The 23612-nt window shown below is 44.2% G+C and carries 24 protein-coding genes; 6 read left to right on the plus strand and 18 right to left on the minus strand.

Annotated elements, in window-relative coordinates; translation table 11 throughout:
* Nucleotides 1–36 precede the first annotated feature (36 nt).
* The 4 genes from LP107_RS02920 to LP107_RS02935 are packed head-to-tail and all read right to left on the minus strand — an operon-like array spanning nt 37 to nt 4984.
* On the minus strand, nt 37–1866 hold the full coding sequence (locus LP107_RS02920) for a hypothetical protein (RefSeq protein WP_078274936.1): 1830 nt from the start codon (nt 1864–1866) through the stop codon (nt 37–39).
* Entirely contained in the window at nt 1854–2198 is a 345-nt protein-coding gene (locus LP107_RS02925; RefSeq protein ID WP_078274937.1) for a hypothetical protein, read from the minus strand. The genes LP107_RS02920 and LP107_RS02925 overlap by 13 nt, the downstream gene beginning before the upstream one ends.
* Nucleotides 2199–3005, minus strand: coding sequence for a hypothetical protein (locus tag LP107_RS02930; protein ID WP_112741850.1), 807 nt, complete (start codon nt 3003–3005; stop codon nt 2199–2201). It abuts the gene before it with no gap.
* Nucleotides 3006–3058: 53 nt separating this feature from the next.
* Entirely contained in the window at nt 3059–4984 is a 1926-nt protein-coding gene (locus tag LP107_RS02935) for a hypothetical protein (RefSeq protein WP_112742580.1), read from the minus strand.
* Between LP107_RS02935 and LP107_RS02940 the strand changes: the two genes are divergently transcribed.
* From LP107_RS02940 to LP107_RS02950, 3 genes are all read left to right on the plus strand, one after another.
* On the plus strand, nt 4977–5159 hold the full coding sequence (locus LP107_RS02940; protein WP_162860427.1) for a hypothetical protein: 183 nt from the start codon (nt 4977–4979) through the stop codon (nt 5157–5159). The genes LP107_RS02935 and LP107_RS02940 overlap by 8 nt on opposite strands.
* A 295-nt stretch (nt 5160–5454) precedes the next feature.
* Nucleotides 5455–6849: an FAD-binding oxidoreductase gene (locus LP107_RS02945; RefSeq protein WP_112742579.1), complete on the plus strand. Its 1395-nt coding sequence runs from the start codon at nt 5455–5457 to the stop codon at nt 6847–6849.
* A 201-nt stretch (nt 6850–7050) separates the two neighbouring features.
* Nucleotides 7051–7554, plus strand: coding sequence for a redoxin family protein (locus LP107_RS02950; protein ID WP_078273885.1), 504 nt, complete (start codon nt 7051–7053; stop codon nt 7552–7554).
* 93 nt (nt 7555–7647) lie between these two features.
* On the opposite strand, the gene LP107_RS02955 is transcribed toward LP107_RS02950, so the two are convergent.
* Entirely contained in the window at nt 7648–8952 is a 1305-nt protein-coding gene (locus LP107_RS02955; RefSeq protein WP_078273886.1) for a solute carrier family 23 protein, read from the minus strand.
* 144 nt (nt 8953–9096) lie between these two features.
* Entirely contained in the window at nt 9097–9699 is a 603-nt protein-coding gene (ruvC, locus tag LP107_RS02960) for a crossover junction endodeoxyribonuclease RuvC (RefSeq protein WP_078273887.1), read from the minus strand.
* A gap of 140 nt (nt 9700–9839) precedes the next feature.
* Here ruvC and LP107_RS02965 point away from each other — a divergent pair, with 140 nt between their 5' ends.
* On the plus strand, nt 9840–10412 hold the full coding sequence (locus tag LP107_RS02965; protein WP_112742578.1) for an FxsA family protein: 573 nt from the start codon (nt 9840–9842) through the stop codon (nt 10410–10412).
* Nucleotides 10413–10491: 79 nt separating this feature from the next.
* Here the strand turns inward: LP107_RS02965 and epmB are convergent, their stop codons facing one another.
* Nucleotides 10492–11496, minus strand: a complete 1005-nt coding sequence (epmB, locus tag LP107_RS02970) for an EF-P beta-lysylation protein EpmB (RefSeq protein ID WP_078273889.1) — start codon at nt 11494–11496, stop codon at nt 10492–10494.
* A 97-nt stretch (nt 11497–11593) separates the two neighbouring features.
* On the opposite strand from epmB, the gene efp reads away from it, so the two are divergent.
* Nucleotides 11594–12163 (plus strand): elongation factor P, encoded by a 570-nt coding sequence (efp, locus tag LP107_RS02975; protein ID WP_029103061.1) that lies wholly within the window; start codon nt 11594–11596, stop codon nt 12161–12163.
* Between the two features lie 127 nt (nt 12164–12290).
* Here efp and LP107_RS02980 read toward each other — a convergent pair whose 3' ends face one another.
* The 11 genes from LP107_RS02980 to gdhA all read right to left on the minus strand — a co-directional run bounded on the left by LP107_RS02980 (nt 12291) and on the right by gdhA (nt 22641).
* A complete protein-coding gene (locus tag LP107_RS02980; protein WP_112742577.1) occupies nt 12291–13826 on the minus strand; it encodes a mechanosensitive ion channel in 1536 nt (511 codons plus the stop codon).
* 338 nt (nt 13827–14164) lie between these two features.
* Nucleotides 14165–16411, minus strand: a complete 2247-nt coding sequence (locus LP107_RS14315; RefSeq protein WP_078273891.1) for a TonB-dependent receptor domain-containing protein — start codon at nt 16409–16411, stop codon at nt 14165–14167.
* Between the two features lie 259 nt (nt 16412–16670).
* Nucleotides 16671–17813, minus strand: coding sequence for a dihydroorotase (locus LP107_RS02995; RefSeq protein ID WP_112742576.1), 1143 nt, complete (start codon nt 17811–17813; stop codon nt 16671–16673).
* Between the two features lie 21 nt (nt 17814–17834).
* Complete coding sequence (locus LP107_RS03000; protein WP_474198273.1) at nt 17835–18338, minus strand: tetratricopeptide repeat protein; 504 nt, start codon at nt 18336–18338, stop codon at nt 17835–17837.
* 3 nt (nt 18339–18341) lie between these two features.
* The gene (locus tag LP107_RS03005; RefSeq protein ID WP_264675956.1) at nt 18342–18488 is read right to left on the minus strand and encodes an SEL1-like repeat protein; all 147 of its coding nucleotides are present in this window, start codon (nt 18486–18488) and stop codon (nt 18342–18344) included.
* A gap of 9 nt (nt 18489–18497) precedes the next feature.
* A complete protein-coding gene (locus tag LP107_RS03010) occupies nt 18498–18731 on the minus strand; it encodes a hypothetical protein (protein ID WP_264675955.1) in 234 nt (77 codons plus the stop codon).
* 68 nt (nt 18732–18799) lie between these two features.
* The gene (locus LP107_RS03015; RefSeq protein WP_112742573.1) at nt 18800–19342 is read right to left on the minus strand and encodes a Uma2 family endonuclease; all 543 of its coding nucleotides are present in this window, start codon (nt 19340–19342) and stop codon (nt 18800–18802) included.
* A gap of 2 nt (nt 19343–19344) precedes the next feature.
* A complete protein-coding gene (locus LP107_RS03020; protein ID WP_162860425.1) occupies nt 19345–19710 on the minus strand; it encodes a type II toxin-antitoxin system VapC family toxin in 366 nt (121 codons plus the stop codon).
* Nucleotides 19710–19940 (minus strand): hypothetical protein, encoded by a 231-nt coding sequence (locus tag LP107_RS03025; RefSeq protein ID WP_078273894.1) that lies wholly within the window; start codon nt 19938–19940, stop codon nt 19710–19712. The genes LP107_RS03020 and LP107_RS03025 overlap by 1 nt, the downstream gene beginning before the upstream one ends.
* 9 nt (nt 19941–19949) lie before the next feature.
* Nucleotides 19950–20978 (minus strand): aspartate carbamoyltransferase catalytic subunit, encoded by a 1029-nt coding sequence (locus tag LP107_RS03030; RefSeq protein ID WP_078273895.1) that lies wholly within the window; start codon nt 20976–20978, stop codon nt 19950–19952.
* Nucleotides 20979–21300: 322 nt separating this feature from the next.
* Nucleotides 21301–22641 (minus strand): NADP-specific glutamate dehydrogenase, encoded by a 1341-nt coding sequence (gdhA, locus tag LP107_RS03035; RefSeq protein ID WP_112742572.1) that lies wholly within the window; start codon nt 22639–22641, stop codon nt 21301–21303.
* Nucleotides 22642–22954: 313 nt separating this feature from the next.
* Between gdhA and LP107_RS03040 the strand changes: the two genes are divergently transcribed.
* Nucleotides 22955–23611: a phosphoribosylanthranilate isomerase gene (locus tag LP107_RS03040; RefSeq protein WP_078273897.1), complete on the plus strand. Its 657-nt coding sequence runs from the start codon at nt 22955–22957 to the stop codon at nt 23609–23611.
* Nucleotide 23612 lies beyond the last annotated feature (1 nt).

The raw sequence follows: 23612 nt of genomic DNA on the forward strand, positions 1-23612 counted from the left end.
ACTTTTTAGAGCATTAATGTATAATATAATCGGCTATTAATTTCCCATATACCTATCAAGCCCTACCACCTGCCAAATGGTCGGCACGCCATTTTCCACCTTGACCTGCACCTCAACACTGACCACCACTGCCTTATAACCGCCGTCATCGTTGATTTGCCAAACATCGCCCACCACCGCAAGGGGCAAGCCGTATTTATCCGCCCAACGTGTCGTTACCGTCATGTCCATGTGCGTGCCTGATTCTGACAGTATTTGCACGCCTTTGGCAATGGTGGCGATTTGGTCGGTCAATAGCTCGTCAGACTGTGTGGGTGCCTCTGTCATGCGTGCCGACTGTCTGCGATAGACGTTATCAAGACGGCTTGTACTGGTCAGCCACACATTATCATAAAGAGGACTTACTCTTTGTTGCTCACTGATGCTTTTTACAGGGTCAAGAGCAAGGATTAAAGCAGGTTCAGCCGTGGCAAGCTTCCACGCAGGCACTTTGTAGCGAGGTTTAATGACAAGGCTTGGCTCGTGCGGATGCGAATACACAAACGCCCCACACGCCTCTGCCACATCATGTATTACCCCCATCGGGGTTTTGTCGGTACTATATACCCCTTTTTTAATCAGCCAATCAGGGGCTTGATATTCTGCCGTCATGCCTGTATTTACCATCGCACTCATGATAAGCTGACTGGCGTAGAGGGCTTGATTTAACCCGCCTTGTTTATTTGTCGCATAGTCTGCTGACAGGCGAGCGGTAACACTTCGTCCTGATAACGTGTAGCTGTGATTGACAAATGAGCGGTTTTTGCTAAGCTCCTCAGCAATGATGACAAAGCGGTGGTTGTTAATGACCACGCTAATCATCGGCTCATTACCACGGCTGCCTAGCTTGTCTTTGATTTTATCAAAGTCTTTGGTGGGGATTTCAATTTGTCCTTGCCAACAAAAGCTGTCCATGTCGGTCTTAATGCTAAATGACAAGGGATTGACATTGACCCCACCGATGGTTGCAGTGATGGTATTATGCACGATATAAGCTCCTAAATTGGGGGTGGCAGTCGGTGGTAAGTCATGCCAACAAATAAGCGGTAGGGGCAAGGCACCCGCAGGGTGCTCGCCTCGTTTGCGTCTTAAAGCCAGTGGCAGGCGGTCAGATGGTGGTCTGATACGACAATACGAGACGGGCTTGTCAGGCTCAGGCTCTGGCACAGGATAATAACGACATGGCACAGGAGTGCTGTGGGTTATCGTGTGTGTGCTAGGGCGAGCAATCAGCGTACTGCCTGCTTGGTGGGTGTTATCGCCAAATAGTCCTGCCACGTCTGATAAATTGCCCTGCGTACCGCCCTGCAAATAGCCCTTAGCCCCATATTTGACAAGATTACAACTAAACAGTCCCACACCATCGCTCACGCTGATGTGATGAGCGTGGTGAAGTGCCATGAGAGCTTGCCATGTGTGCTGATAGACACTGCCAATCAGATAAGGCGTACCCATAGCACTATCTGCCCCACTAGCAACAGGGGCAAAATGACGAGTAGACATATCACGCCCATAAGCCATTGTTAGCGTATCACCATACACCACACTATACGCCCGTGCCACCTCATCACTTGCTATACTCACTTGTCTGCCCATATTCACGCCCTGTGGGTCAGATATTAGGCTATCAAACTCTGCCATGACAGGGTTTTGTCTTTTTGGGGTTGGGTCAGTGGGCTTAGGTGTTGGGTCAATCGGTGTTGGCAAGACCACATCCAGCGTGCTTAACTTACGATTTAGGGTAAGCGGTAAGCGGTCGGACGGTGGTCTGTCGCTTATCCGCCGTGTCAGTGGCAAGGGCAATTTATCACGGGTCAGGTCTGCCATGACTGCCACAGTTCCATTTGCTCGGCTTGGGTTTTGTCGCTCATGGGGGTTACATAATCCCAAGTGGCAGGTTCGTAACGCTCCACCCCATCGGATGGGGGCAGGTCTCGTGCCATGATGAGATACTGCTGATTTGGGTCAAGATTGTTAATCAGATAATGCCCGTTGTCAAGACTGTAAAAGCGTGAATGCACCGACAAATCCATATTAAACACCACCATTTCACGGCGGGCAGGGACACCGCCCACTGTTACAATACCGTCATTATCCCCTGCGATGTAGCCCACATTAGGTAGGGCAAGAGCCACATCTGCTTTGCTGTGTACTTGCATTTAGTACTCCCAGTAGTCTAAGTAAATCATCACCCCAAAGCTATAATTGGCTTGGTAATAACTATTTGTACCATTGACCACATATATATACAACACAGGTCTGCCTTGATATTCGGTGATCTGAATATCCGTTGGCAAAGTCAGACTGTTTTGTATCAGTAAGGCGGGCTGAGAGCCGAGCAATGCCCCATCTTGTCGCCAAAAGACATCAGAGACTAGGCTAACCAAGAAGTCTTTTTTGAGCGATTTTACTAAGTCATAGCCATTAGATAAGATACGGGCGTTGGTATAGTTGCCAATTTTAAGACTGCCTAAAAAGCTGTTGTAACTAGAACTTGATAAGTTCCCAATATTTAGCCGTACAAAGTTAATATTATTATCATTAATCGCTGATTTAATGAGACCCAAATACCCCACTTGGCTCATGCCATTTGTGGTAATGACAAAATACACACCGAGTTCGCAGACTAACATTGTCCAGCTTGGATTTCTGGCGTGTGATTTTTGTGTGTTGCTAGGCCATTGCGATACCTTATTTGTGCCATTATAATAATAAGGCTTATATGCCGAATTATCCTCCTCCACACCAAACTTGTCCATCATGATGTTCGGACTGATAAAATCACACGAATGGTCGGTTTCGTTGTCAAGCATAAATCCTGCCCCTGCCTTATTACCGTAGCCTGTTACCAGACAGGCTTTCCACACGCTTTTATAATCGCCCATCGCCCCTGTGAGCTGTGGGGCTTGTAGGTCGGTGGATTGGTAGAGTTTGGGGGTTAGGGTGATGGGATTTAAATAGCTCATAAATTATCCTTTAAAGCTTGATTAATTAACATTAAAATACACTTAAAACCGCTTTAAATCTCGGTCGTATCGCCAAACAACACCTGCGTATAGCCGTCTGACCCCTTAGGGTTGTCCGCTGACGGCTGGACGGCACAGATGACCCACACAGGTAGCAGTGTCCCCCACGTGTTAAACCGTACCACTTCTTGCACGCTCCACGGCGTGTCAGCCCCAAAGGCTTGTTTGGGTATGGTAAAGTAGGGCTTTTTGGTGGACGGATTGATTGGGGCTAAGTCTTGTAAGGTGTCGGTTTTTAGCACAAAGCCGAGTGTTTGCCCGTACAGCTCAAACTGTGAGCTACTGGTAAACTTAATCAGCCATTTCTCGTCTATCGCCCCATCATCGGTCAAGACAATGGGATAATCTTTGACATTTAAGCGGTTTAATGGCTCGTCGCCAATGCGGGTGTCTTGCCACACATTCGTCCAGTTTCTTTGGGTAAATGGCACGGAAGCTCGCACTTGCAAATTACCGCCGATGAGTACGCTTGCCACATAAGTGTCCTCCAACGGATAATCCCGTTTGGTCGGAAATATCAGGGTCAGCGTACCGTCAATGTCTACGCTGTGTATGCGGTTTCGCTCCTCCCACGTGCAAGTGGCAAATAAGGGCAGAGCATAATCGGACAAATCGAGCGGACTTGTCCATGTGATACTGCCCGCCTCCAAATCATAATCCCACAGCTCGGCATTGACCGCCTTGCCTGTACTGTCGGTAATACACAGGCGGTCTAAGTCGGTGCGGTCAAGTTGTATCGTTTGACCTGCCTTGTGAGCCGAGCCGAGTGTTTGTTTTAGGCTGTTGGTGATAAGGATAGTATCGCCACGGCGGAAGATAGGTACACGTCCGTCTTGGGGCAGCCTGACGGTGTCAATGCGTATGGTGGTGCTATCGACAGGCAGATAAGAGTAAGCCACGGTACTGTATGTAATGGACGAGCTAAACACATGAGCAGGCTTAAAGATTTGTCCGTCCACGACCGCATCAGCGTTATACCAGCTCTCACTCTCGTGGCCGTCAGCGTTTACCCATTTGCCAAATTTGACACTTGCCAAACCATACTCCACGTCCACCAATCCTAAGATGTACTCACTGTCAAACTCGCCTTTGGCATTGGCGGTGGCAGAGATTTTTTTGCCATCTAGGGTGGTTGCCGAGATGGTCAGCGATGAGGGACGAATGGGGGCGGACGGCGTGATAAAACTGATGGAGTCGGTACGACCTGCACTGACGCTCGTGGTCAAAGATTGCACCGACACTGCCCCAATGGGGTCAGAGAGTATCAGCTCGCCTGTACTATAATCAATGCTTCCTATTTTGTCCGCCTGCCCTGTGGCGGTGTTTAAGTTAGTGTATATAGAGCCGTCTTTATCAAAGTAGGATTTACCATTCATCACAAACCGCACTGAGCTTGGGATAATTAGCTCACCTGTATTGATGACAAACTTAATAGATGTGCTAACCGCCACAGGCTCAGACTTTGCGGTAGCAGGGTGTGTGTCATAATAGCTGGCTGTGATGACGGCATTAGAGGCAAGCGTTGCCCCTGCTGGCACATAGTCAAAGCCTGCAAAGCTCGTACGGTAGATGTCTTGATACGTCTTTGTGGCATAGGTAATATTATTCCAGGTTAGCTCTGTCTCTGTTTGCGAGTACACTTTTTCGCCAATTTTATCTTTGCCGTACTTAGCTTTGGGGATGGACACCGTGGTGTCAGGGTTAAATATCGCCTTACCCCCTGTGATTTTACCCACGGTTTTGCCGTGGCTGTCTATCAGATTGCCCTTACCATCATCGGTCAGCGTGATAAAGACCGTCCCAGCCCCATAAGTGCCGTGCGAGCCGTCACCTGATTGGGTGATATTACGCCCTTTACGCCCACTGGTGCTAATCACCGCCCCTAGGGCAATCTCATCATAACCCTCAATCGTGCCCATGCACTGGGGCGTGTTCAGTTTGGGCAGAAATCCGTGGTACGAGTCTATTGATAATGCGGTAAAAAGTGCCAAAGAACTGGATTTGCTCATTGATGCCCCCAAAATGGGCGAGAAATATGCGGACGGTTTTGTGGGGGAGAATTGGTGGGAGGATAGGGCGTTAAGAAGAGAGTGATTTTTGGGGTTTTTGTGATAATTGAAGATATGGTAGTAGCCAAAAAACCATGCTGCACCCACCCATGGTTAATATAATGAAACACCCAGTTTGCGTCTTCAAACCGTAAAATATTAACTTTTGTTTAAGCTGTCTTTTTGGTTTTTGTTACAGTGTGTTTTTTGGAGGAGTGCTTAATTTTTTGTTGTTAATATCACAACTTTTTTGTCGTTTACACCGCACGTTTGAAAGGTTATAATGCGTCATTGTATGATATGAATACATTTCAAATTTTAATGAGACATAGAGAGCCATCATGACCCACACCACGTTTTTGGATGAGGTTCGTCATATACTTGACGACAGCCAAATCAAAACCGACCCTGACAGCCTAGACAACTGGGGCAAGGACTGGACAAAGCATTTTGCTCCTGCCCCAAATGCCGTTGTTTTTCCCAAGACAACCGAACAAGTCGCCCACATCGTCCGCCTTGCCAACACCCATAGCATCTGCCTTGTGCCAAGCGGTGGACGTACGGGACTGTCGGCAGGGGCGGTGGCAAGCAATGGTGAAGTGGTGGTAAGTTTTGATAAAATGAACGCCATTGGCACGTTTTATGAAGCCGACCGCATGGTGGAGGTCGAAGCTGGCGTGGTCACCAAAGCCTTGCAAGAGTTTGCCGAATCCAAAAATCTATACTATGCGGTGGATTTTGCCTCATCGGGGTCAAGCCAAATCGGGGGTAATATCGGCACCAACGCAGGTGGCATTAAGGTAATCCGCTATGGTATGACTCGTAACCAAATCCTAGGCTTGACGGTGGTAACAGGCAAGGGCGACATTTTGGAGCTAAATGGCGGTATGCTAAAAAACGCCACAGGGTACGATTTTCGTCATCTGTTTATCGGAGCAGAAGGCACGCTTGGCTTTGTAACTCGTGCATTGATAAAACTTGAAAAACAGCCTGTGAATCTAACGGCAATGGTTTTGGGTGTGCCTGATTTTGGTTCGGTGGTCAAACTGCTTGATAAGTTTGGCAAGGCGTTACATTTGACCGCTTTTGAATTTTTTGACAGCGTGGCAATCGATAAGTTATTGACCGCAGGACACGCCAAAGAACCCTTTGAGAGCCGTACGTCTTTTTATGTTTTGCTAGAATTTGAAGCCGTCTCCGATGACGTGCTAGACACCGCCATGAGTGTATTTGAAAGTTGCACCGAAGACGGTCTTATTGAAGACGGTGTGATGAGCCAAAGCGTGGGGCAACTGCATGAACTTTGGAAATTGCGTGAGAGCATTTCTGAGACGATTTCGGCGTTTACCCCTTACAAAAATGACGTGTCGGTGCTGATTACGCATTTGGGCGATTTTATCAATGACATTGAGCAGATTGTCAAGGACAATTATCCGGATTTTGAGATTTGCTGGTTTGGGCATATTGGCGATGGTAATTTGCACCTAAATATCCTAAAACCTGACAATCTCACCAAAGACGACTTTTTTGCCAAATGCCAAACGGTCAATAAATACGTCTTTGAAACGGTCAAAAAATACAAAGGCTCAATCAGTGCCGAGCATGGCGTGGGCATGACCAAAAAGCCATATCTAGACTACACTCGCTCGCCTGCCGAGATTGAATACATGAAAGCGGTGAAGGCGGTGTTTGACCCTAATGGGATTATGAACCGTGGTAAGATTTTTGATAGTTAAGGATTGTTAAATTTAAAAACCCATCTTAATAAATTCATCAAAGAGTTTTAAATTACCACAAATTTATGATATATAAATGTAGGGACGTGCTGAGCACGTCCTTTAATATGCCGTTATTTTCATAGGTGTGTACAGCACACCCTTACAAAGCCTGTGGTAAATATCAAGTTCGTTAGCTATAAGACAGTTTTTATTTGTAAAATGATAAAAAAACTTCGCAAAACTTTATTTTCCGCCTTGACTTACCTTGTGATGTTTGTCGTCATCTACACAGCGGTCAATCTGTGGCGGTCGCCTGTCATGCCTGACAGTCCCAAACTTGTCTATCAAAACAGCACAGGGCAGGTGGTCGATGTCGTCTCACAAAGTTATGATACGCCTGTGCTTATCTACTTTTGGGGGTCGTGGTGTGGGGTGTGTCGCACAACCAGCCCTAACGTCCAAGCCCTGCACGCTGATGGTCGTGATGTGCTAAGCGTGGCAGTGTCATCGGGCGATGACAATGAATTACTTGCTTATATGAACAAACACGGCTATGATTTTTATACCATTAATGACCAACATGGGGCGGTATTTGGCGAGTGGGGTGGACAGGTAACACCATCCTTTGTGATATTAGATGATGGCAAAGTCGCTCAAAGTTTTACAGGCATTGCACCGCTTTGGCTGTTAAAATTACGGCTGTGGTGGGTAGGACTGTATTAGGGCTTGCCCCCAATTCTTTTAGTATGAATACCAAAAACTTACCATGCCCACTTTGTCCCATCGTGCATCAGTTCTGGTCAGTTCTATGTAGCTCTACATAATCCCATCTTTATCCTTACCCATCCCCAGCACCCAATTTAACAAAATCGCCATAAAGGTTGCCGTGCCGATACCACCCAAATCAAACGAACCAATCATCAAACCAAAATTACCCGTGCCCAAAATCACGGTAATCGCCCCGACCATCAGGTTTTTGTTATCACTAAAATCCACCTTATTGTCAATCCAAATTTTCGCTCCTGCAATGGTAATCAGACCAAACACGACAATGGACGCACCTGTCAGCACAGGCGTGGGAATGGTTTGGATTAACGCCCCGAATTTTGGTGACAAGCCTAGACAAATCGCAAACACCCCCGCCACAACAAACACGAGCGTAGAGTACACCCGAGTAATCGCCATGACCCCAATGTTCTCGCCATAAGTCGTCATGCCAGTACCGCCTACCCCTGCCGAGAGTGCTGTTGCCACACCGTCCGCCACGAATGCTTTGCCAAGCTGTGGGGTAAGATTCTCGCCTGTCATCGCCCCCACCGCCTTGATATGCCCCAAGTTCTCCGCCACAAGGATAAACGCCACAGGGGCGATGATAAGCATGGCGTTCATGTCAAACACAGGAGCGGAGAAGTTTGGCACGCCAAACCAGCTTGCCTGCCCAATCACACCAAAATCAATCGGCTTACCAAACCCCATGCCATTGGCGACAACGGCATAAATAGCATAAGCAAGCACCAGACCTAATAGAAGCAGGAGTCTTTTTACAAAGCCCTTGGCAAACACCGCAATACCACTCATGCAAAGCACTGTAACTAGTGTCATAGCAAGCTCAAAGGGCTTACCTGCCACGCTTGACACCGTAACGGGGGCAAGGTTTAGTCCGATAATCATGACGACCGCACCTGTTACCACAGGGGGCATGAGCTTTTCAATCCAGCGAGTGCCTGTTCCCATGACGATAAAACCAATCAAGGCATAGACCACACCGCAAGCGATGATGCCACCGAGTGCCACGCCAAGATTGGGGTTCGCCCCAGAGCCTGTCGCATGAGCGGTCGCCGCCGCCACAACGCCAATAAAGGCAAAGGACGACCCCAAATAGCTCGGCACTCGTCCGCCTGTCATGACAAAAAACAAAATCGTACAAATCCCACTCATCATAATGGCAAGATTGGCATCAAAGCCCATTAAAATGGGGGCAAGCACGGTCGCCCCAAACATGGCAAGGACGTGCTGAATGCCAAGCATGACCGTCTGAGCAGGGGGCAAGTATTCATAGGTGGCAACAGGACTTGTGGCAATGTCGCCTTTGTAGGGGGTGAATTTGGGAAAGAATGACATATTTTTACCTTATCGTTTTAAATTTAGATTTTCATTTTTATAAAAAAGCGACAATTAAAAATCATCGCCTTAGAGTATGCTTGTCTTTTCTGTTTCTACAAATTTTAAAATGCAATTGTATTACAAAGGGCAGGCACGCCCTAACTATTGTGGCTTTATCAGTTTATTTTGGCTTAGTAAGTCAGTCTCGGATAATCGCCAACGCCCTTTTTTCTTACTTGCCGAGCGACCTTTTAGGGCAGTGTTGCCCAAAAGTTTGTGCATGGAATGGCTAGAATGAGCATGACAAATTGCACACGCCAGCCCGTCCGCCGCGTCCGCTTGTGGCACGACATCAAGGGCGAGCAGACGACACACCATTGCCGTTACTTGCTCTTTGTCCGCCGCCCCATAGCCACACACCGCCTGCTTGATTTGCCGAGCGGTGTATTCTGACACCGTCAAACCCTGTGCCGTCAAAGACGCAATCGCCGCCCCCCGAGCCTGCCCGAGCTTTAGGGCACTATCAGGGTTGGTCGCCATAAACACCTGCTCAATGGCAGAATGTATCGGCTCATCGTGGTATTTTTGATAATGACCGACAATCCTTGCAATGCCATTAAAAATCTGACTGATACGCACCGGCATATCCGTGCTGTCAGTGCGTATCGTCCCTGCATCTATAAAGGTCAAGCGGTCGCCCACCGCACGCACAATGCCATAACCTGTCATGCGAGAGCCAGGGTCTATGCCGATGATGAGTGTCATATTAATGAAATCTACCCAAAAAATATTAAAAGATAAATGTTAAAAATTGTTACCCTTGCCTTTAAAAAGTTGGCGTTAGCACAAACATTTGGTATTATAAACTATTTTGTGTTAAATTTCTAAACTAATAAGGAAAACGTATGGGCGTTGTTGTGGGTATTGCTTTGGTGTGGTTCATCATTGAAATGCTGATTTGGTATCTGTTGGCTCAATTTATGAGCGGTTGGCTTGTGTTTTTGTGGTTTGTTGTGGCGTTTTTTATTGGTTTGGCACTCATCAAAAAAGCTGCCAGCACTCTAAACCCCATGGCTCAGCAGATGAAAAATGGCGTTATCCCCAACCCTGCCAATCAGCCCCCCGAGTCCACCATTACCAAATCAGTAGCGATGGGCATTGCAGGGATTTTGTTTGTCCTACCGGGCATCTTGACCGACATCGGAGCGTTTTTGCTACTCCTACCTGCCATTCAAAAGGTGCTGACCACCAAAGCCAAAAACTACGCCATGAACAACCAAGAAAAAATGATGGCAATGATGGCAAAACAAATGGGTGGACAAAGCCCCTTTGGTGGCATGGGCGGTGTGAACCCCAATAACCCTTTTGGACAAGGCAATCCCTTTGGTAATGGCGGTTTTGGCGGTAATTATGGCAATTCTCGCACCACCATTGACGGACAAGCCAAAACAGTTAAAAAATCAGCAAATGATGATTAAATTAACCTTAAATCATTATTTAAATTAATCTTAATATTAATAAAAAATCGCTTAATATCAAATTAGGCGATTTTTAAATTTAACAATTTTTATAAATATCAATCGGCACTTTATATGGTTTACCTGCCACTTCTTGCACCAGTTTCGGCACAAGATAGCCCGATAATTTTTCCAAAAGTTGCCAATAAATCTGTATCGCTCTGTCTGTCGGCAAATCAAAATGAGCCGACCCTGCCACTTTATCCAAAATATGCAAATAATACGGCAACACCCCAATATCAAATAACGCATGGCTTAATTGGCACAATATCTCTACATTATCATTAACCCCTTTTAATAACACGCTTTGATTTAATAGTACCACGCCGTGTTTTTTTAGGGTTTGGCATTTTTGGGCAAGGGCGTTGTCTATTTCATTGGCGTGATTGATATGTAGCACCATGACGATATTTTTTGGGCAATGTGCCAATATATCAATGAATTCATCATCAATACGGTTTGGCAATATCGCAGGCAGTCGGGTATGAATGCGAATGGTCTTAATATTATCAATATCAGACAACGCCCTAATCCATTCATTAAAACGGCGATTGTTAATATTTAATGGGTCGCCCCCGCTTAATAGCACTTCATTGATGTTTTTGTCATTGGCGATATAGTGGCAGATTTGGCGAATGTCTTGGCTGTTTGGCAAATTTGCCCCATAGTCAAAATGCTGACGAAAACAATAACGACAATGCACCGCACACGCCCCCGTTACCGTGATTAAGGCTCGGCTTTGGTATTTGTGCAATAATCCCTTGATAGGGTTATGAGTATTTTCGTCCAATGGGTCGGCAGTATAGCCCGCCACAGGCAAACTCTCGGCAATGTCGGGTAGGATTTGACGTAATAAAGGGTCGTTGGGGTCGCCCTTTTTCATCTTTTGGATAAAGGCGTGTGGCACTCTTAAGGGGAACTTGGTAGGGGCATGAAATTCGTTTGGTAAGGGCAATTCTAACAACTCGTAAAGGCTTGCCACGTCGCTTATGGCATTCGATAACTCTTTTTGCCAGTTGGGCTGATTAAAAAAAATGTCGTTCATTTTTGACAAAACTTAGTAATTTTCAGTATAATAGACGGTTAAAATGCGTCATTATAACGCATTTTACTTTTTATTTTTATTTTTTAAGGTAATTTTCATGGCAAGTTTTTCTACCAATGATTTTAAAGCAGGCTTAAAAGTCATGCTTGACGGCAACCCCTGCTCTATCCTAGAGAACGAATACGTCAAACCCGGTAAAGGTCAAGCCTTTAACCGTGTCAAACTGCGTAACCTAAAAACCGGTAAAGTCCTAGAACAAACCTTCAAATCAGGCGACAGCCTAGAAGGGGCGGACGTGGTGGATACCGAGATGGAATACTTGTACAATGACGGCGAGTTTTGGCATTTCATGCACCCTGAGACCTTTGAGCAAATGCAAGCCGACAAAAACGCCATGGGCGACTCAGCACAATGGCTAAAAGAAAACTCAAACGCTCGTTGCACCATTACCCTATTTAACGGCTCGCCACTGTCGGTTACTCCGCCAAACTTCGTGGAGCTTGAAATCGTTGAGACCGACCCTGGTGTGCGTGGCGACACCTCAGGCGGTGGCGGTAAGCCTGCCAAACTAGAAACAGGGGCGGTGGTGCGTGTGCCACTATTTGTCCAACAAAATGAAGTGGTTAAAGTAGATACCCGTACGGGAGAATATCTGTCTCGTGTGTGATATTTGACACGAAAAAAACAGTCCAAATGGGCTGTTTTTTGTTTTTAGTACAGTACATACCTTGCTTTTTTATGGCAATAAAAAACCCAAAAGCATAACACTTTTGGGTTTTTGTATGATGAGCTGATTATTTTTTCAAATCATCGCTATTAAACGTTGATGATACTTCTGTTTTGGTGGTTTCATCGGTTGGTAAAATGATTTTGTTGTCGCTTTCGGCTTCTAGCTTGTCTTGCATACGAGCCAGATAGCGAGCTGCTGCTTCACGACCGCCCAGACCAAAGGCAAGGGCAAACGCCACCGCCACAGAGCCTAGCGTTAGACCAAAGGCGAGGTTCACGATACTATCAGCGATACCCATCGCTTTTAGACCCATGGCAAGCACAAGCCCGATGATCAGCGTACGCACGATGTTGGCTAGACATTTTGAGCCTTGCTGTGAACGCTCAATCACGCCAGCAACAATGCCAGAGAGCCAAAAACCGATAACCAAGATAACCGCACCTAGGATAATCTGACCGCCAAAGTGGATAAAGCTTGTGACGATGTCACTGATTTGGACAAAGCCTAGCACATCAGCGGCTGCCACAGACGCGAACAGTATGGCAAAGAAGATGATACCACAACGCACCAGGCCTGATACTTTTTGCTCGCCTAGGGCTTCTTGTACACCAAGCTTGGCAGGTAGTGCGTCCACTTGGGTGTTTTGAAGTAGCCCTTTGATGATGTCGGCAACCATACGCACCACAAAATAGGTAACCACCAAAATCGCCGCCGCCGTAAAGACGTTTGGCAAGGCGGACATGATTTTATTAAGCATGTTGGTGGCAGGACGACTGATGGCTTCTACTTTTAGGGCATCAAGGGCAGCAATGGTAAACGGCACAATGATAAATAAGAACACCAGCGAACCTGCGATATTTGGCAAGCTGTTTTTCTCGCTGATGCCTGCACGAGTGGCTAGGGCTTGGATGTTTAGCGAACCGACCAAGTTAGAGACAATGCCCTTAACAATCTTGGCAACAACAAAGCCGATAAAGAAAATCACGCCTGCGATAAAGATATTTGGCACAAAGGCAAACATCTTATCAATCATGTTGGTCAGTGGTGTGAATAGTCCGTTTAGACCCAAACGACCCAGTACCATGGTGAGCACCACAAGCAAAATCAGCCAATACACCATATCAGCAATCGTGCCACTCATGGGTTTAACTGATGCTTCTTGAGCTAATTTCTCATCTAGCGTAGTTTTGGATAGACCTGCCAATGTGGCGTTTTTGGTAACGATGGCAACCACCCAGCCAATCACACCCACGGCAGCAGCGGCAAGCAGGTTTGGCACGAATAGCAGTACTTGATTGACCATGTTGGCAAACGGTGCTGAGATGGTGGCAAGATTAAGCTGATTTAGAGCTGCCGAGATGGCTATCACAAACACAAACCAAAAGACGATTTTGCTAAGTAGGCTATGCAAATCGTAGGTTTTGCCTGTTTGAGTGTTCATTTTTTGATTAAGATTGATTTTGGTTAAGACTTTTTTGGTCAAAGAGCCAAAAATTAAGGCGGCAAAATAGCCCACCAAGAAAATCAAAATCGCCCCAATAACCGAGCCTATTGGACTGGTCATGTAATGGTTAAATACCATAAAAGAATTTGGATGCATATACGCCCCTTAAATTAAAACCAATATTACAGATAAATTTTTACAATGGAAAATAAATCCAGCTAACAGCCTTGCAAAAATCATGCCTTGCTTATAATACAATAGCATGATAACCGCTTTTAGTGACACAAAGTTTACAAAAGCCAAGACAAATTAACAAAACAACACACTACCACCATCAGTTTATCGCAAACACCCGCTACAATGCTAGCGATATAACCAATTTTTCACAAAACTTTTTATTTATCCTTTGTTTTAATGATTAAAAACCCAACCTTCAAACATGAAAGTTGGGTGGTGGAGAAAAGGACAATATTCAGGGTAGGATTGGTAAAAGATTAGTAAGTGAAGTTTACACCGACACGGTATTCACGACCAGCACCAGGCAAACCCTTGATAGCAGAGTGTGAATAGTAGAACTCATCACCGACGTTGTTAACGGCAAAGTTTACATTTAATTTGTCGTTATTGAATGGTTTCCAGTTGGCATAAATGTCAGTTACGTCATAACCATACTTGATTAGATTTAAGTTGTTACCACGAGAGCCTGAGATTGGGGTCATGTAGGCACTTTGACCTTTTACATCATCAACTTTGCGGTGATTGACACCAATTTCTAAATTTGGATTGGCAAAGCGATAGGCAAGACCTGCTGTCCAAGTACGACCAATGTTACTACCAAATTCACGGTTATCAAAGCGGATTGGTTTGCCCTCTGCATTGTTACCACTGTAATATTCAGGATCGCTCTCAGCCACACCTAAGCGAGCAGTAAAGCCATTCCATCTATAACGAGTATTGATTTCATACCCTTTATTTTTGGCAAATCCCACATTAAAGATTGTATTATGTTCATCACCTGGGCGATGACGTGCACCACTGGTTAGCAGATTATCAATCTCTTGCCAAAAATAGGTACCATCAACTGATAGATTGCCGTTGTTGTAGTTAAAACCAATCTCGGTGTTTTTGGCTTGTTCTGCTTTTGTACCATCAGCAATATCAGCAGCACGACTTCCTGATGATAGCAGAGCATCTACAAGACGTGGACTGCGAGTGGCGTAGTTGTGCACAGCATTGAAGCTAAGATCGGGCGTGGCTTGCCAAATAATGCCTACGCTTGGATTGAATGCACCATCAGAAACTTTCTTGTTGCTGATAGAAGTATAATTGAAGTGATCATAACGCATACCTCCCGTTAAGGTAAAATTGCCAATATCAGCAATAATCTCACCATACACACCAATATCATCTTTTTCTGTGGTTTGTAGTTTGTCGTTGTGAGCACGGTTAGGGGTGGTTTCTTGATGGCGATAGTTTGCACCATATTTAAATAGTGTGTCATCATTGATGTATTTATCAAAACCTAAATTTGCTCCTGTGGTTTTAACCGAAGTGTCGTTTGGAGCATCTACATTGCCTGCATAACCACTGAATTTATCATTGCCAGATTTGCGTTCATTTTTCATAAAATAAACATTGGCTTCTGCCTCACCCAACAATCCTGCTTTGCCTTTGTATTCAAGGTTGGTGTTTTGCATGGATAATTTACGATGTCCACCATAGTTGATGGCACCAGCCTTTGGCTTACCTTCTTTGTCAAGTTTAACCTTGGTTGAAGTATCTAGCTCTCCTGGAATAACAACCCAATCAAATTCTTCACGTACGTTACGCATACCTTTATTGGTTGTGTTAAAATGGCTAAGTACAAAACGATGTTCACCCAGATTGTAACCTGCTTTAATTAAGTAGCTTTCTTTATCCATTGCTTGGAATGCCACTTCATCACTGGGGTGATTTGGGTCTTTACAAAACGTATCTGTAATAGTGCCATCTTTTTTAGTACGATAGGCACATTCTGAGGCAGGAGCTGGGTTTGTGCTGGCAGTGTAGGAGCTACGATATTTGCCAGGTGGTGTTGCACTGTCTTTTTGACCTGTTTTTTTACCAGGTTTGTAATTATTTTGACTGGTTTCGTTATAATCAACCAAAAAGTCAAAGTTACCTGCCTTGCCAAAGCCTGTTACGCCATAGCTATGTTCATCATTACTGCTATAACCCGCATTAACTTTCACACCCCAGTCTTTATCAGTGTGTTTTAGCAAATCTTGAGCATCTACTGTTTTGGCAACAATCGCACCATTGGTCGCCCCGATACCAGCAGACGCCGAACCTGCACCTTTTTGTACAGAGACGATTTTGACAAGGCTAGGGTCTAGCATATGACGACCTTGATGATATAGGATTTGGCTGTCAGAGTAGGCGTTATCCACTTTAACATCAATGGAGTTTTGACCCATACCACGCATGGTTAGATAAGATGATGTGCCATTACCGCCACTAAAATCAATGGCAGGTTCAGACTTTAAAAGTTCACGCAGTCCTGTGGCGGTAGACTCATCTTTTTCTTGCAAAGTTACCACGTTCGTCTTAACTTTGGTGCCTTGACGGTCAATGGTAATCACTTCATGCCCCAAATCAACCGTCGGCCCGCTCTCGGCAGTGTTTGCCATGGCAACGGTCGCTGTCATCGTGCCAATGACTGCAAAGGTCAGATGACGTAGTGCAAAGGTTTTTTGTTTCATAAAATCACCTAAATAGCAAAATATAACTATCAAAACAAAGGAACAAACCCTACATCATGTAAGGATTGGTAATAAACTGGCAATAATATTAACATTTTTATTTTTAAAAGTAAATAATATTTTTTATTATTTGATAATTTTATTTCTTTGTAAAATAATGTCCATTGCTAAGTTTTTATAAACAAAAAAGGCTTACATATAGTAAGTCTTTTTATTTGATAGGTAATTTAAATAGTAAATGATTTTTTAATTTATAAAATCAATCAAAAAATACTTTTTCTACTTTACCTACCAATGTTTGGTTAGTAAACGGCGTATTTTTGCCCATTGACAACATCGTCTCATCGCTGACCGTCCACTCGCAGTTTGGGTCAATCAGCACCGCCCCGCCTTTTTCGTGATAAATCGTTTCAATGCCTGCGATTTTGGCAGGATTGGTGCAAATCTTTTCCACCAGTTGTTCGGCGGTCAAAATGCCGTCCGCCACCAGCTGACACCCCAAACTGACAAAAGTATCAAAATTGCTAATCCCAGCGGTGCTTTCGGGGAATGGGGCAAGTTTGGCGGTCATAGAAACCGCCTGATGATGAGAACAAATCGCATCAATCGTGCCGTCCTGCAAGCCCTTAATCAATGCCCGCTTGTCAGTCTCGGAGCGAAGGGGCGGATAGACAAACGCCAAAGTATTGTAGCCGTCAATCGCATCGTCCGTCAGATGAAGCTGGTGCATCGCCACATCACAGGTAACGGGCAAGCCCTTTGCCTTAGCGGTGCGAATGAGTTCCACAGACGATTTACAGCTAATCTGGCTAAAATGAGCCGACACGCCCGTTTCTTCGACGATAAGAAGCTGTTTGGCAAGGGCGACCGTCTCGGCAATCCACGGAATGCCCGAAAGACCATGATAGCTTGCCACATAGCCATCGTGAGCCACGCCATTTTTGGTAAGGCTCGGCTCGTCTGGGTAAAAAAACACTTTAACATCAAAGGTTTTGGCGTATTCCAACGCTCGCAAAAGTACATCATCACTCGCAAACCCAGATCGCCCATTGGACACCGCTATCGTTTTGGGTTTTAGCCCTGCAATGTTGGCAAGTTTTTCACCGCCAAGCGATGCGGTCAAAGCCCCAATGGCATAGAGCTTGACGCCCGATTTACTTGCCTTGTGGCGAATGTCGTCAATCAAAGATGGGTTGTCCAGTGGGCGAGAGCTGGCAGGCGGTGTACAAATGTGCAAAATACCATTGTGATATGCCGAAATGCTCTCGCTCTCTATCGTGGCGTGTTCGTCATTTGCAATCACACCGCACAAATCCACAATGGGCGGAATAAGCCATTTGTCGTCTGTGTCGCTTTTGGTTAGGGTTGGCGATTGCCAAGTGGGGGGGAGTAGGTTTTTCATAAAATTCTCATCTTTTTAAGTTTATTGATTTTCGCAAGCAGGTACATAACCAAGTTCACAAGATTTTTTATGCAATTCATCGGCTTTTTTAATATTTTTTGGTACGCCATAACCATGATGATAAAGCAATGACAATCCATAATAAGCCCTAGATGAATGATAATCAGCCAAATCAATGGCATTTTCAAAGTTTAATTTAGCTTTTTGATAATCTTTTAATTGATAATAAATTTCACCCAAATCAGTATAAGACCAAACCAAATGCAATTTATGACTACTGTCAGTTGGCTGTTTTTCTAGCTCTACTTTTATTTGTTTAATTGCCAAATTATAATATTCTATTGCCTTTTGATAATTTGGGTTGTTTTCATCACGATTAAGATAAATTTCAGCAATCTTTCGGTTCGCTTCACTAGAACCTAGTTTACTGGCTTTTTCTGCCCATTCTAAGGCTTTTTGATAATCTATATTGCTACAATTACAAAAGCCACCTTCCACCACCCTTCTACCAAGATAATAATCTATAAGTCATAATTGTGAATGCAATTCTCCTAAATTGGCTACTTTTAAATAATATTCAAATGCTTTTTCGGTATTTCTTTCAAACCCATAATAGCCATTTTCATAAGCATCGGCTAATATCGTCAAAGCATCTGGATAGCCATTTTCCACCATTTTATCAACTCAATAAAGGGTTTTTTGTTTATTGCCAGAATATAAATAAAATTGAGTAAGTTCAGAAATTGCTTCTATATTTCCCGTGTTGGCTTGAAGTTCTAATTCCTTAACTTGCCTTTCCATTTCTTGCTGTTGCTCTTTTGGAATTGGATTTCCATAAAAATCTGTTAGAGTTTCAGCGATTGCATAAGGTGCCAAACTTAATGATAATAAGGTAATCAAAAGTTTTTTAAACATCATTATTCTCTTATTAAATGGTTAAAATACGGTGCAAAATACACACCTTACGCCCAATGTTAAAACCAACATCAATTGACCAAAATTCCTTGATAAATTTCATCAATATTTACAATCAAATCAATGCTTTTAAAATAAATCTCGCCCGTTTCAAAAATTTCGGCTTGCCAATCGTTTTCACGGCGATATAAAGTGATTTGTTTAAAAGATTGTTCAACGGTGGCGTATTCTTGTACGGTTTCTAATTGGGCACATTCCCAAAGTTTTTTGGTTTTGTCCAAAAAGGCGGTAGATTTGGATAAGATTTCAATAATCAAAATCGGTTTATCGGCAATACACTCATCATCGCCACAATTTACCGCCACATCAGGATAAAAATAGTTATTTTCTACCTTTACCTTTAAATCGCTGATATAAGGCTGGCAAGGATTGTTTTTTAAATGCGTTTGCAATTTTGTGCCAACATTAACCGCCAATTTATTATGCGTACGGCTTGCCCCTGCTTGGGCATAAATATGACCGTCAACCAATTCATATTTTTGCCCCTGCAATTTATCATAATAAGATAAATACTCTTGTTCAGAGAGGTGGGCGATTTTTTCTAGGGCGGACATTATTAATTTCCTTTAAAAAACTGATAAGCCGAATTTAATTTAACATCAGCCGTAACCAATCGTTTGTTTTTAACCAAAGCAGTTGCCAAAATAATACTGTCTGGCAGTTTTATTTTTCGCTGTTCTCTGATTTCAATGGTTTTTTGTTGAATAACAAAATCCAACTCAAAACAACGAAAGTTACCAATTAGTTTTTCCATATCCACTTTTTCATCAGCAATTTGACCGTGAAATCCCAAAACTTCTAGTTTTGTAATCACACTAACAAAACATTCATCAAATTTTACCTGATTATCCAATAAAAATTGCAATTCGTCAGACTTACGCTTTTGTAAATTGATAACAAAATTAGTGTCCAATAAACACATTACCATTCATCTCGCAATTTTTGTTGAATGGTTAATCCGTCATCGGCATAATTGGCTTTCGGCAAACTCATTATAAAATCATAAACTTCGGATTTTGATTTTTGTTTGTTGCTTAATTGTGTTTTTAAAAATTCATTTAAAGTTTGCGTCAAAAGCACTTCATTATAAATGCCTGCTTGTTTAGCCTCATAAACCAAATTATCTGATAAATTAAGGGTAATTGCTGTCATTTTTTATCCTTAGTTTCTCAAACTTCTTTGCCCTTCCATTGCCATTGCCATTACCGCCATTCTAACGGCAATGCCATTATTGACCTGTTTTAAAATCACCGATTGCACGCCATCCGCCACATCGGACGCAATTTCCACACCACGATTCATCGGGCCAGGGTGCATTACGATTGCGTCTTTGTCGGCGAGTTTAAGCCGTTTGTCGGTAATGCCATACATTTTAAAATACTCAGCAGTGGACGGCAAAAGGGGCGAACCAATGCGTTCATTTTGAATGCGAAGTCCAATCAGCACATCCACGCCTGCAATGCCCTTGTCCATATCGTCAAACACCGACACACCATAGCGTTCAATGCCTTTGGGGAGTAAGGTTTTGGGGGCGACCACCCGAATGTCTTTCACGCCCAAAGTCTGCAAAGCACAAATGTCCGAGCGAGCGACACGACTGTGCTTAACATCGCCAATAATGGCAACGGACAGCTCGTCAAAGGGCTTTTTGGCTTCACGATGAATGGTCAGCATATCCAGCATCGCCTGCGTGGGGTGGGCGTGCTGACCGTCCCCTGCGTTAATAACGGCAACGCTTGGGCAGACCTTCTCTGCCATAAAGTGCATCGCCCCAGACGAATAATGACGCACCACAAACATATCCGCCGTCATCGCCTGCAAATTCCACAGCGTGTCGGCAAGGCTCTCGCCCTTACTCGTGGACGATTTGGCAATGTCAAGGTTTAGGACATTTGCCCCCAAGCGTTTTTCGGCGACTTCAAAAGTGGTGCGGGTGCGGGTGGAATTTTCAAAAAATAGGTTCATCACCGTACAGCCGTCAAGCTCGGTGGAGTTTTGGATTTGACCGTTTGGGAGCAAATAACTGCCCGCTTTATGGATAATTTGGGTCAAAATGTCTTTGTTTAACCCTTCCACGCTTAAAAAATGGCAGAGTTTGCCGTCAGGCGTAAGCTGGGGGGCGGATTGGGAGCGGTGCAGTTTGGCGGTTAGGTCATTTGGACTAAGGTTTAGACTGGGGGTGGAGTGCATTTTTTATCCTTTTTTACTTACCAAAAAAACAAATTAAGCCATTTTAGCAAAGTTTGGAGGATTTGGGAATATTTCTTGATGGTATTTTCAGAGCAATCGCGCTATATTTAATTTTTAGCAGATAAAATTATGTTTTTAAAAAATTGGTAATTTTTAGACACAAAATTAGGGCGTGCCCGCCTTTTGTATTTGCAATGAAAATGGGCGATTTTTCTCATTTTTGATTGCAAATATACAAAAGCTAGACCTGCACTAAGGTAATAGAAAAATCCGCCCATATTGGACGGATTTTCTTTATTAACAATTCACGCAAGTCAGCGATTTATAGATAACCGTACGCCACCAGTGCATTGGCAACTTGGGTAAAGCCTGCCACGTTCGCACCTGTCATATAGTCAATCGTACCTTCGGTTGTGCCGTATTTTTTGCCAGCCTCCAACGCACTTTCATGAATGTTTTTCATGATTTTTTGTAGTTCTAAGTCCAAATCTTCAAACGACTTATATTTACGCACTGAGTTTTGACTCATCTCTAAGCCAGACACCGCCACACCGCCAGCGTTGGCAGCTTTACCAGGGGCATAGGCAACACCATGCTCACGCACCACATCGATGGCTTCGGCAGTCAGTGGCATGTTTGCACCTTCGGCAACGTATTTTACGCCATGTTTGACTAGGGCGTGAGCATCTGCCTCACTGACTTCGTTTTGGGTGGCACAAGGCAGAGCCACATCAGCATCAAACTGCCAAGGACGCTCTCCTGCCAGCCACTCGCCACCAAATTCTGCGACATAATCCGCCAATGCTTTGCCGTTGGCTTTATGGTTTTTGACCCAGTCGATTTTCTCTGCCGTAAAGCCGTCTTTATCCACAAGCGTGCCTTTTGAGTCAGAGAAGGTGATGACTTTACCGCCCAAATGTAGGCATTTTTCGGCAGCATATTGAGCCACGTTGCCTGCACCTGATACCAGCACCGTTTTGCCTTCTAGGCTGTCGTTATTGACTTTTAGCATGTTGTCAAGGAAGTACACGAGACCATAACCAGTCGCTTCGGTACGAATGAGCGAGCCACCGTGACCCACGCCTTTGCCAGTGAGTACGCCTTCAAATTCACGGGTTAGGTTTTTATACATCGCAAACATATAGTTCACTTCACGACCGCCCACACCGATGTCGCCTGCTGGTACATCCATGTCTTTGCCGACATTTTTGTGAAGTTCACGCATGAACGCATAGCAAAAACGGCGGATTTCAGCCTCACTTTTGCCTTTGGGTTCAAAGTCAGAGCCACCTTTAGCACCGCCCATAGGCAAGCCTGTTAAGGCGTTTTTGAAAATCTGCTCAAAGCCCAAGAATTTTAAGGTACCCTCGGTTACGGTTGGGTGAAAGCGGATACCGCCTTTATATGGACCAATGGCGTTGCTAAATTGGACACGCCAGCCACGGTTTACCTGAATCTCGCCTTTGTCGTTTTCCCAATTGACACGAAAAGAGATGATACGGTCAGGCTCGCATAGGCGTTCAAAGACTTGTAGGGTCTCAAATTTTGGGTTGTCGGCATAGACCTTCTCAATAGTCATGGCGACTTCTTTGACGGCTTGGATGAATTCTGGCTGATGAGCGTAGTTTTGCTCGACTTTGGCGATGGCGGACTGGATAGTCATGGCATATTCCTTAGGTTGGTCAAGTATGGATTGAGTGAAAGGTACATTCATTGATTTAATTAATGGCTATCGCCACAATGATTTATATCATAAAAATTAATGAATATATCAGTGAAGTTAATAATACCTACTTTTTGCCAAAAAGACAAGGATTTTATGTCATTGATTATTGGATAATTATCATAAAAAATGAATATTTAATTAATTTTTATTATAAATTAAAATCTCTTAGAAAATAGTCTCACAGACCATAGACAATCACACAAAATAATGGTAAGTTAAGAAAATTTTACCCCATAAATAAGTCGTTAAAATGAAAAACTTAGCCGTCAAATTCTGCGGATTTACTCGCACGGACAATTTACAGACCGCCATTGCTCTTGGCGTGAATGCGGTGGGACTGGTGTTTTATCCGCTAAGCCCCCGTGCTGTCAGCATTGCCACCGCCCAGACGCTTGTGTCAGCCGTGCCAGCGTTTACCACGATTGTTGCTTTGGTCGTCAATATGGGGCAGGATGAACTTGTCAATTTGGCAAAAGAAGTCGCCTTTGATATTATCCAATTTCACGGCGATGAAACGCCTGCTAAGTGCCAAACGCTTGCCCGTGCGGTTAATAAACGCTGGATAAAAGCCATTCGGGTAAAAAATGACGACACCAGCGACACGCTGTTAAATCAAATCAACGCATTAAAAGCGTACGGAGCAAGTGGCGTGATTTTGGATGCTTTTAGCGATACGGCGTATGGCGGAACAGGGCTTGTCTTTGATTGGACAAAAATCCCTGACAATTCGCCTTTGCCGATTTATTTGGCAGGGGGATTAACGCCTGATGCGATTGGCGAAATTGTGAACAATCAAGCATTAATGGCAAAAATAAAAGGCGTTGATGTCAGTGGGGGAATTGAAAAGGAAAAGGGGGTGAAGTGTGAAATTAAAATGAGTGAGTTTATAAAAAATATGGTAAAATAAA

This window comes from Moraxella bovis, from assembly GCF_025985205.1.
GTDB lineage: Bacteria > Pseudomonadota > Gammaproteobacteria > Pseudomonadales > Moraxellaceae > Moraxella > Moraxella bovis.

Coding starts and splice junctions, on each gene's coding strand:
- LP107_RS02920 (WP_078274936.1), bottom strand. CDS start 1,866: ATGGCAGACCTGACCCGTGATAAATTGCCCTTGCCACTGACACGGCGG.
- LP107_RS02925 (WP_078274937.1), bottom strand. CDS start 2,198: ATGCAAGTACACAGCAAAGCAGATGTGGCTCTTGCCCTACCTAATGTG.
- LP107_RS02930 (WP_112741850.1), bottom strand. CDS start 3,005: ATGAGCTATTTAAATCCCATCACCCTAACCCCCAAACTCTACCAATCC.
- LP107_RS02935 (WP_112742580.1), bottom strand. CDS start 4,984: ATGGGCACGATTGAGGGTTATGATGAGATTGCCCTAGGGGCGGTGATT.
- LP107_RS02945 (WP_112742579.1), top strand. CDS start 5,455: ATGACCCACACCACGTTTTTGGATGAGGTTCGTCATATACTTGACGAC.
- LP107_RS02950 (WP_078273885.1), top strand. CDS start 7,051: ATGATAAAAAAACTTCGCAAAACTTTATTTTCCGCCTTGACTTACCTT.
- LP107_RS02955 (WP_078273886.1), bottom strand. CDS start 8,952: ATGTCATTCTTTCCCAAATTCACCCCCTACAAAGGCGACATTGCCACA.
- ruvC (WP_078273887.1), bottom strand. CDS start 9,699: ATGACACTCATCATCGGCATAGACCCTGGCTCTCGCATGACAGGTTAT.
- LP107_RS02965 (WP_112742578.1), top strand. CDS start 9,840: ATGGGCGTTGTTGTGGGTATTGCTTTGGTGTGGTTCATCATTGAAATG.
- epmB (WP_078273889.1), bottom strand. CDS start 11,496: ATGAACGACATTTTTTTTAATCAGCCCAACTGGCAAAAAGAGTTATCG.
- efp (WP_029103061.1), top strand. CDS start 11,594: ATGGCAAGTTTTTCTACCAATGATTTTAAAGCAGGCTTAAAAGTCATG.
- LP107_RS02980 (WP_112742577.1), bottom strand. CDS start 13,826: ATGCATCCAAATTCTTTTATGGTATTTAACCATTACATGACCAGTCCA.
- LP107_RS14315 (WP_078273891.1), bottom strand. CDS start 16,411: ATGAAACAAAAAACCTTTGCACTACGTCATCTGACCTTTGCAGTCATT.
- LP107_RS02995 (WP_112742576.1), bottom strand. CDS start 17,813: ATGAAAAACCTACTCCCCCCCACTTGGCAATCGCCAACCCTAACCAAA.
- LP107_RS03005 (WP_264675956.1), bottom strand. CDS start 18,488: ATGGTGGAAAATGGCTATCCAGATGCTTTGACGATATTAGCCGATGCT.
- LP107_RS03010 (WP_264675955.1), bottom strand. CDS start 18,731: ATGATGTTTAAAAAACTTTTGATTACCTTATTATCATTAAGTTTGGCA.
- LP107_RS03015 (WP_112742573.1), bottom strand. CDS start 19,342: ATGTCCGCCCTAGAAAAAATCGCCCACCTCTCTGAACAAGAGTATTTA.
- LP107_RS03020 (WP_162860425.1), bottom strand. CDS start 19,710: ATGTGTTTATTGGACACTAATTTTGTTATCAATTTACAAAAGCGTAAG.
- LP107_RS03025 (WP_078273894.1), bottom strand. CDS start 19,940: ATGACAGCAATTACCCTTAATTTATCAGATAATTTGGTTTATGAGGCT.
- LP107_RS03030 (WP_078273895.1), bottom strand. CDS start 20,978: ATGCACTCCACCCCCAGTCTAAACCTTAGTCCAAATGACCTAACCGCC.
- gdhA (WP_112742572.1), bottom strand. CDS start 22,641: ATGACTATCCAGTCCGCCATCGCCAAAGTCGAGCAAAACTACGCTCAT.
- LP107_RS03040 (WP_078273897.1), top strand. CDS start 22,955: ATGAAAAACTTAGCCGTCAAATTCTGCGGATTTACTCGCACGGACAAT.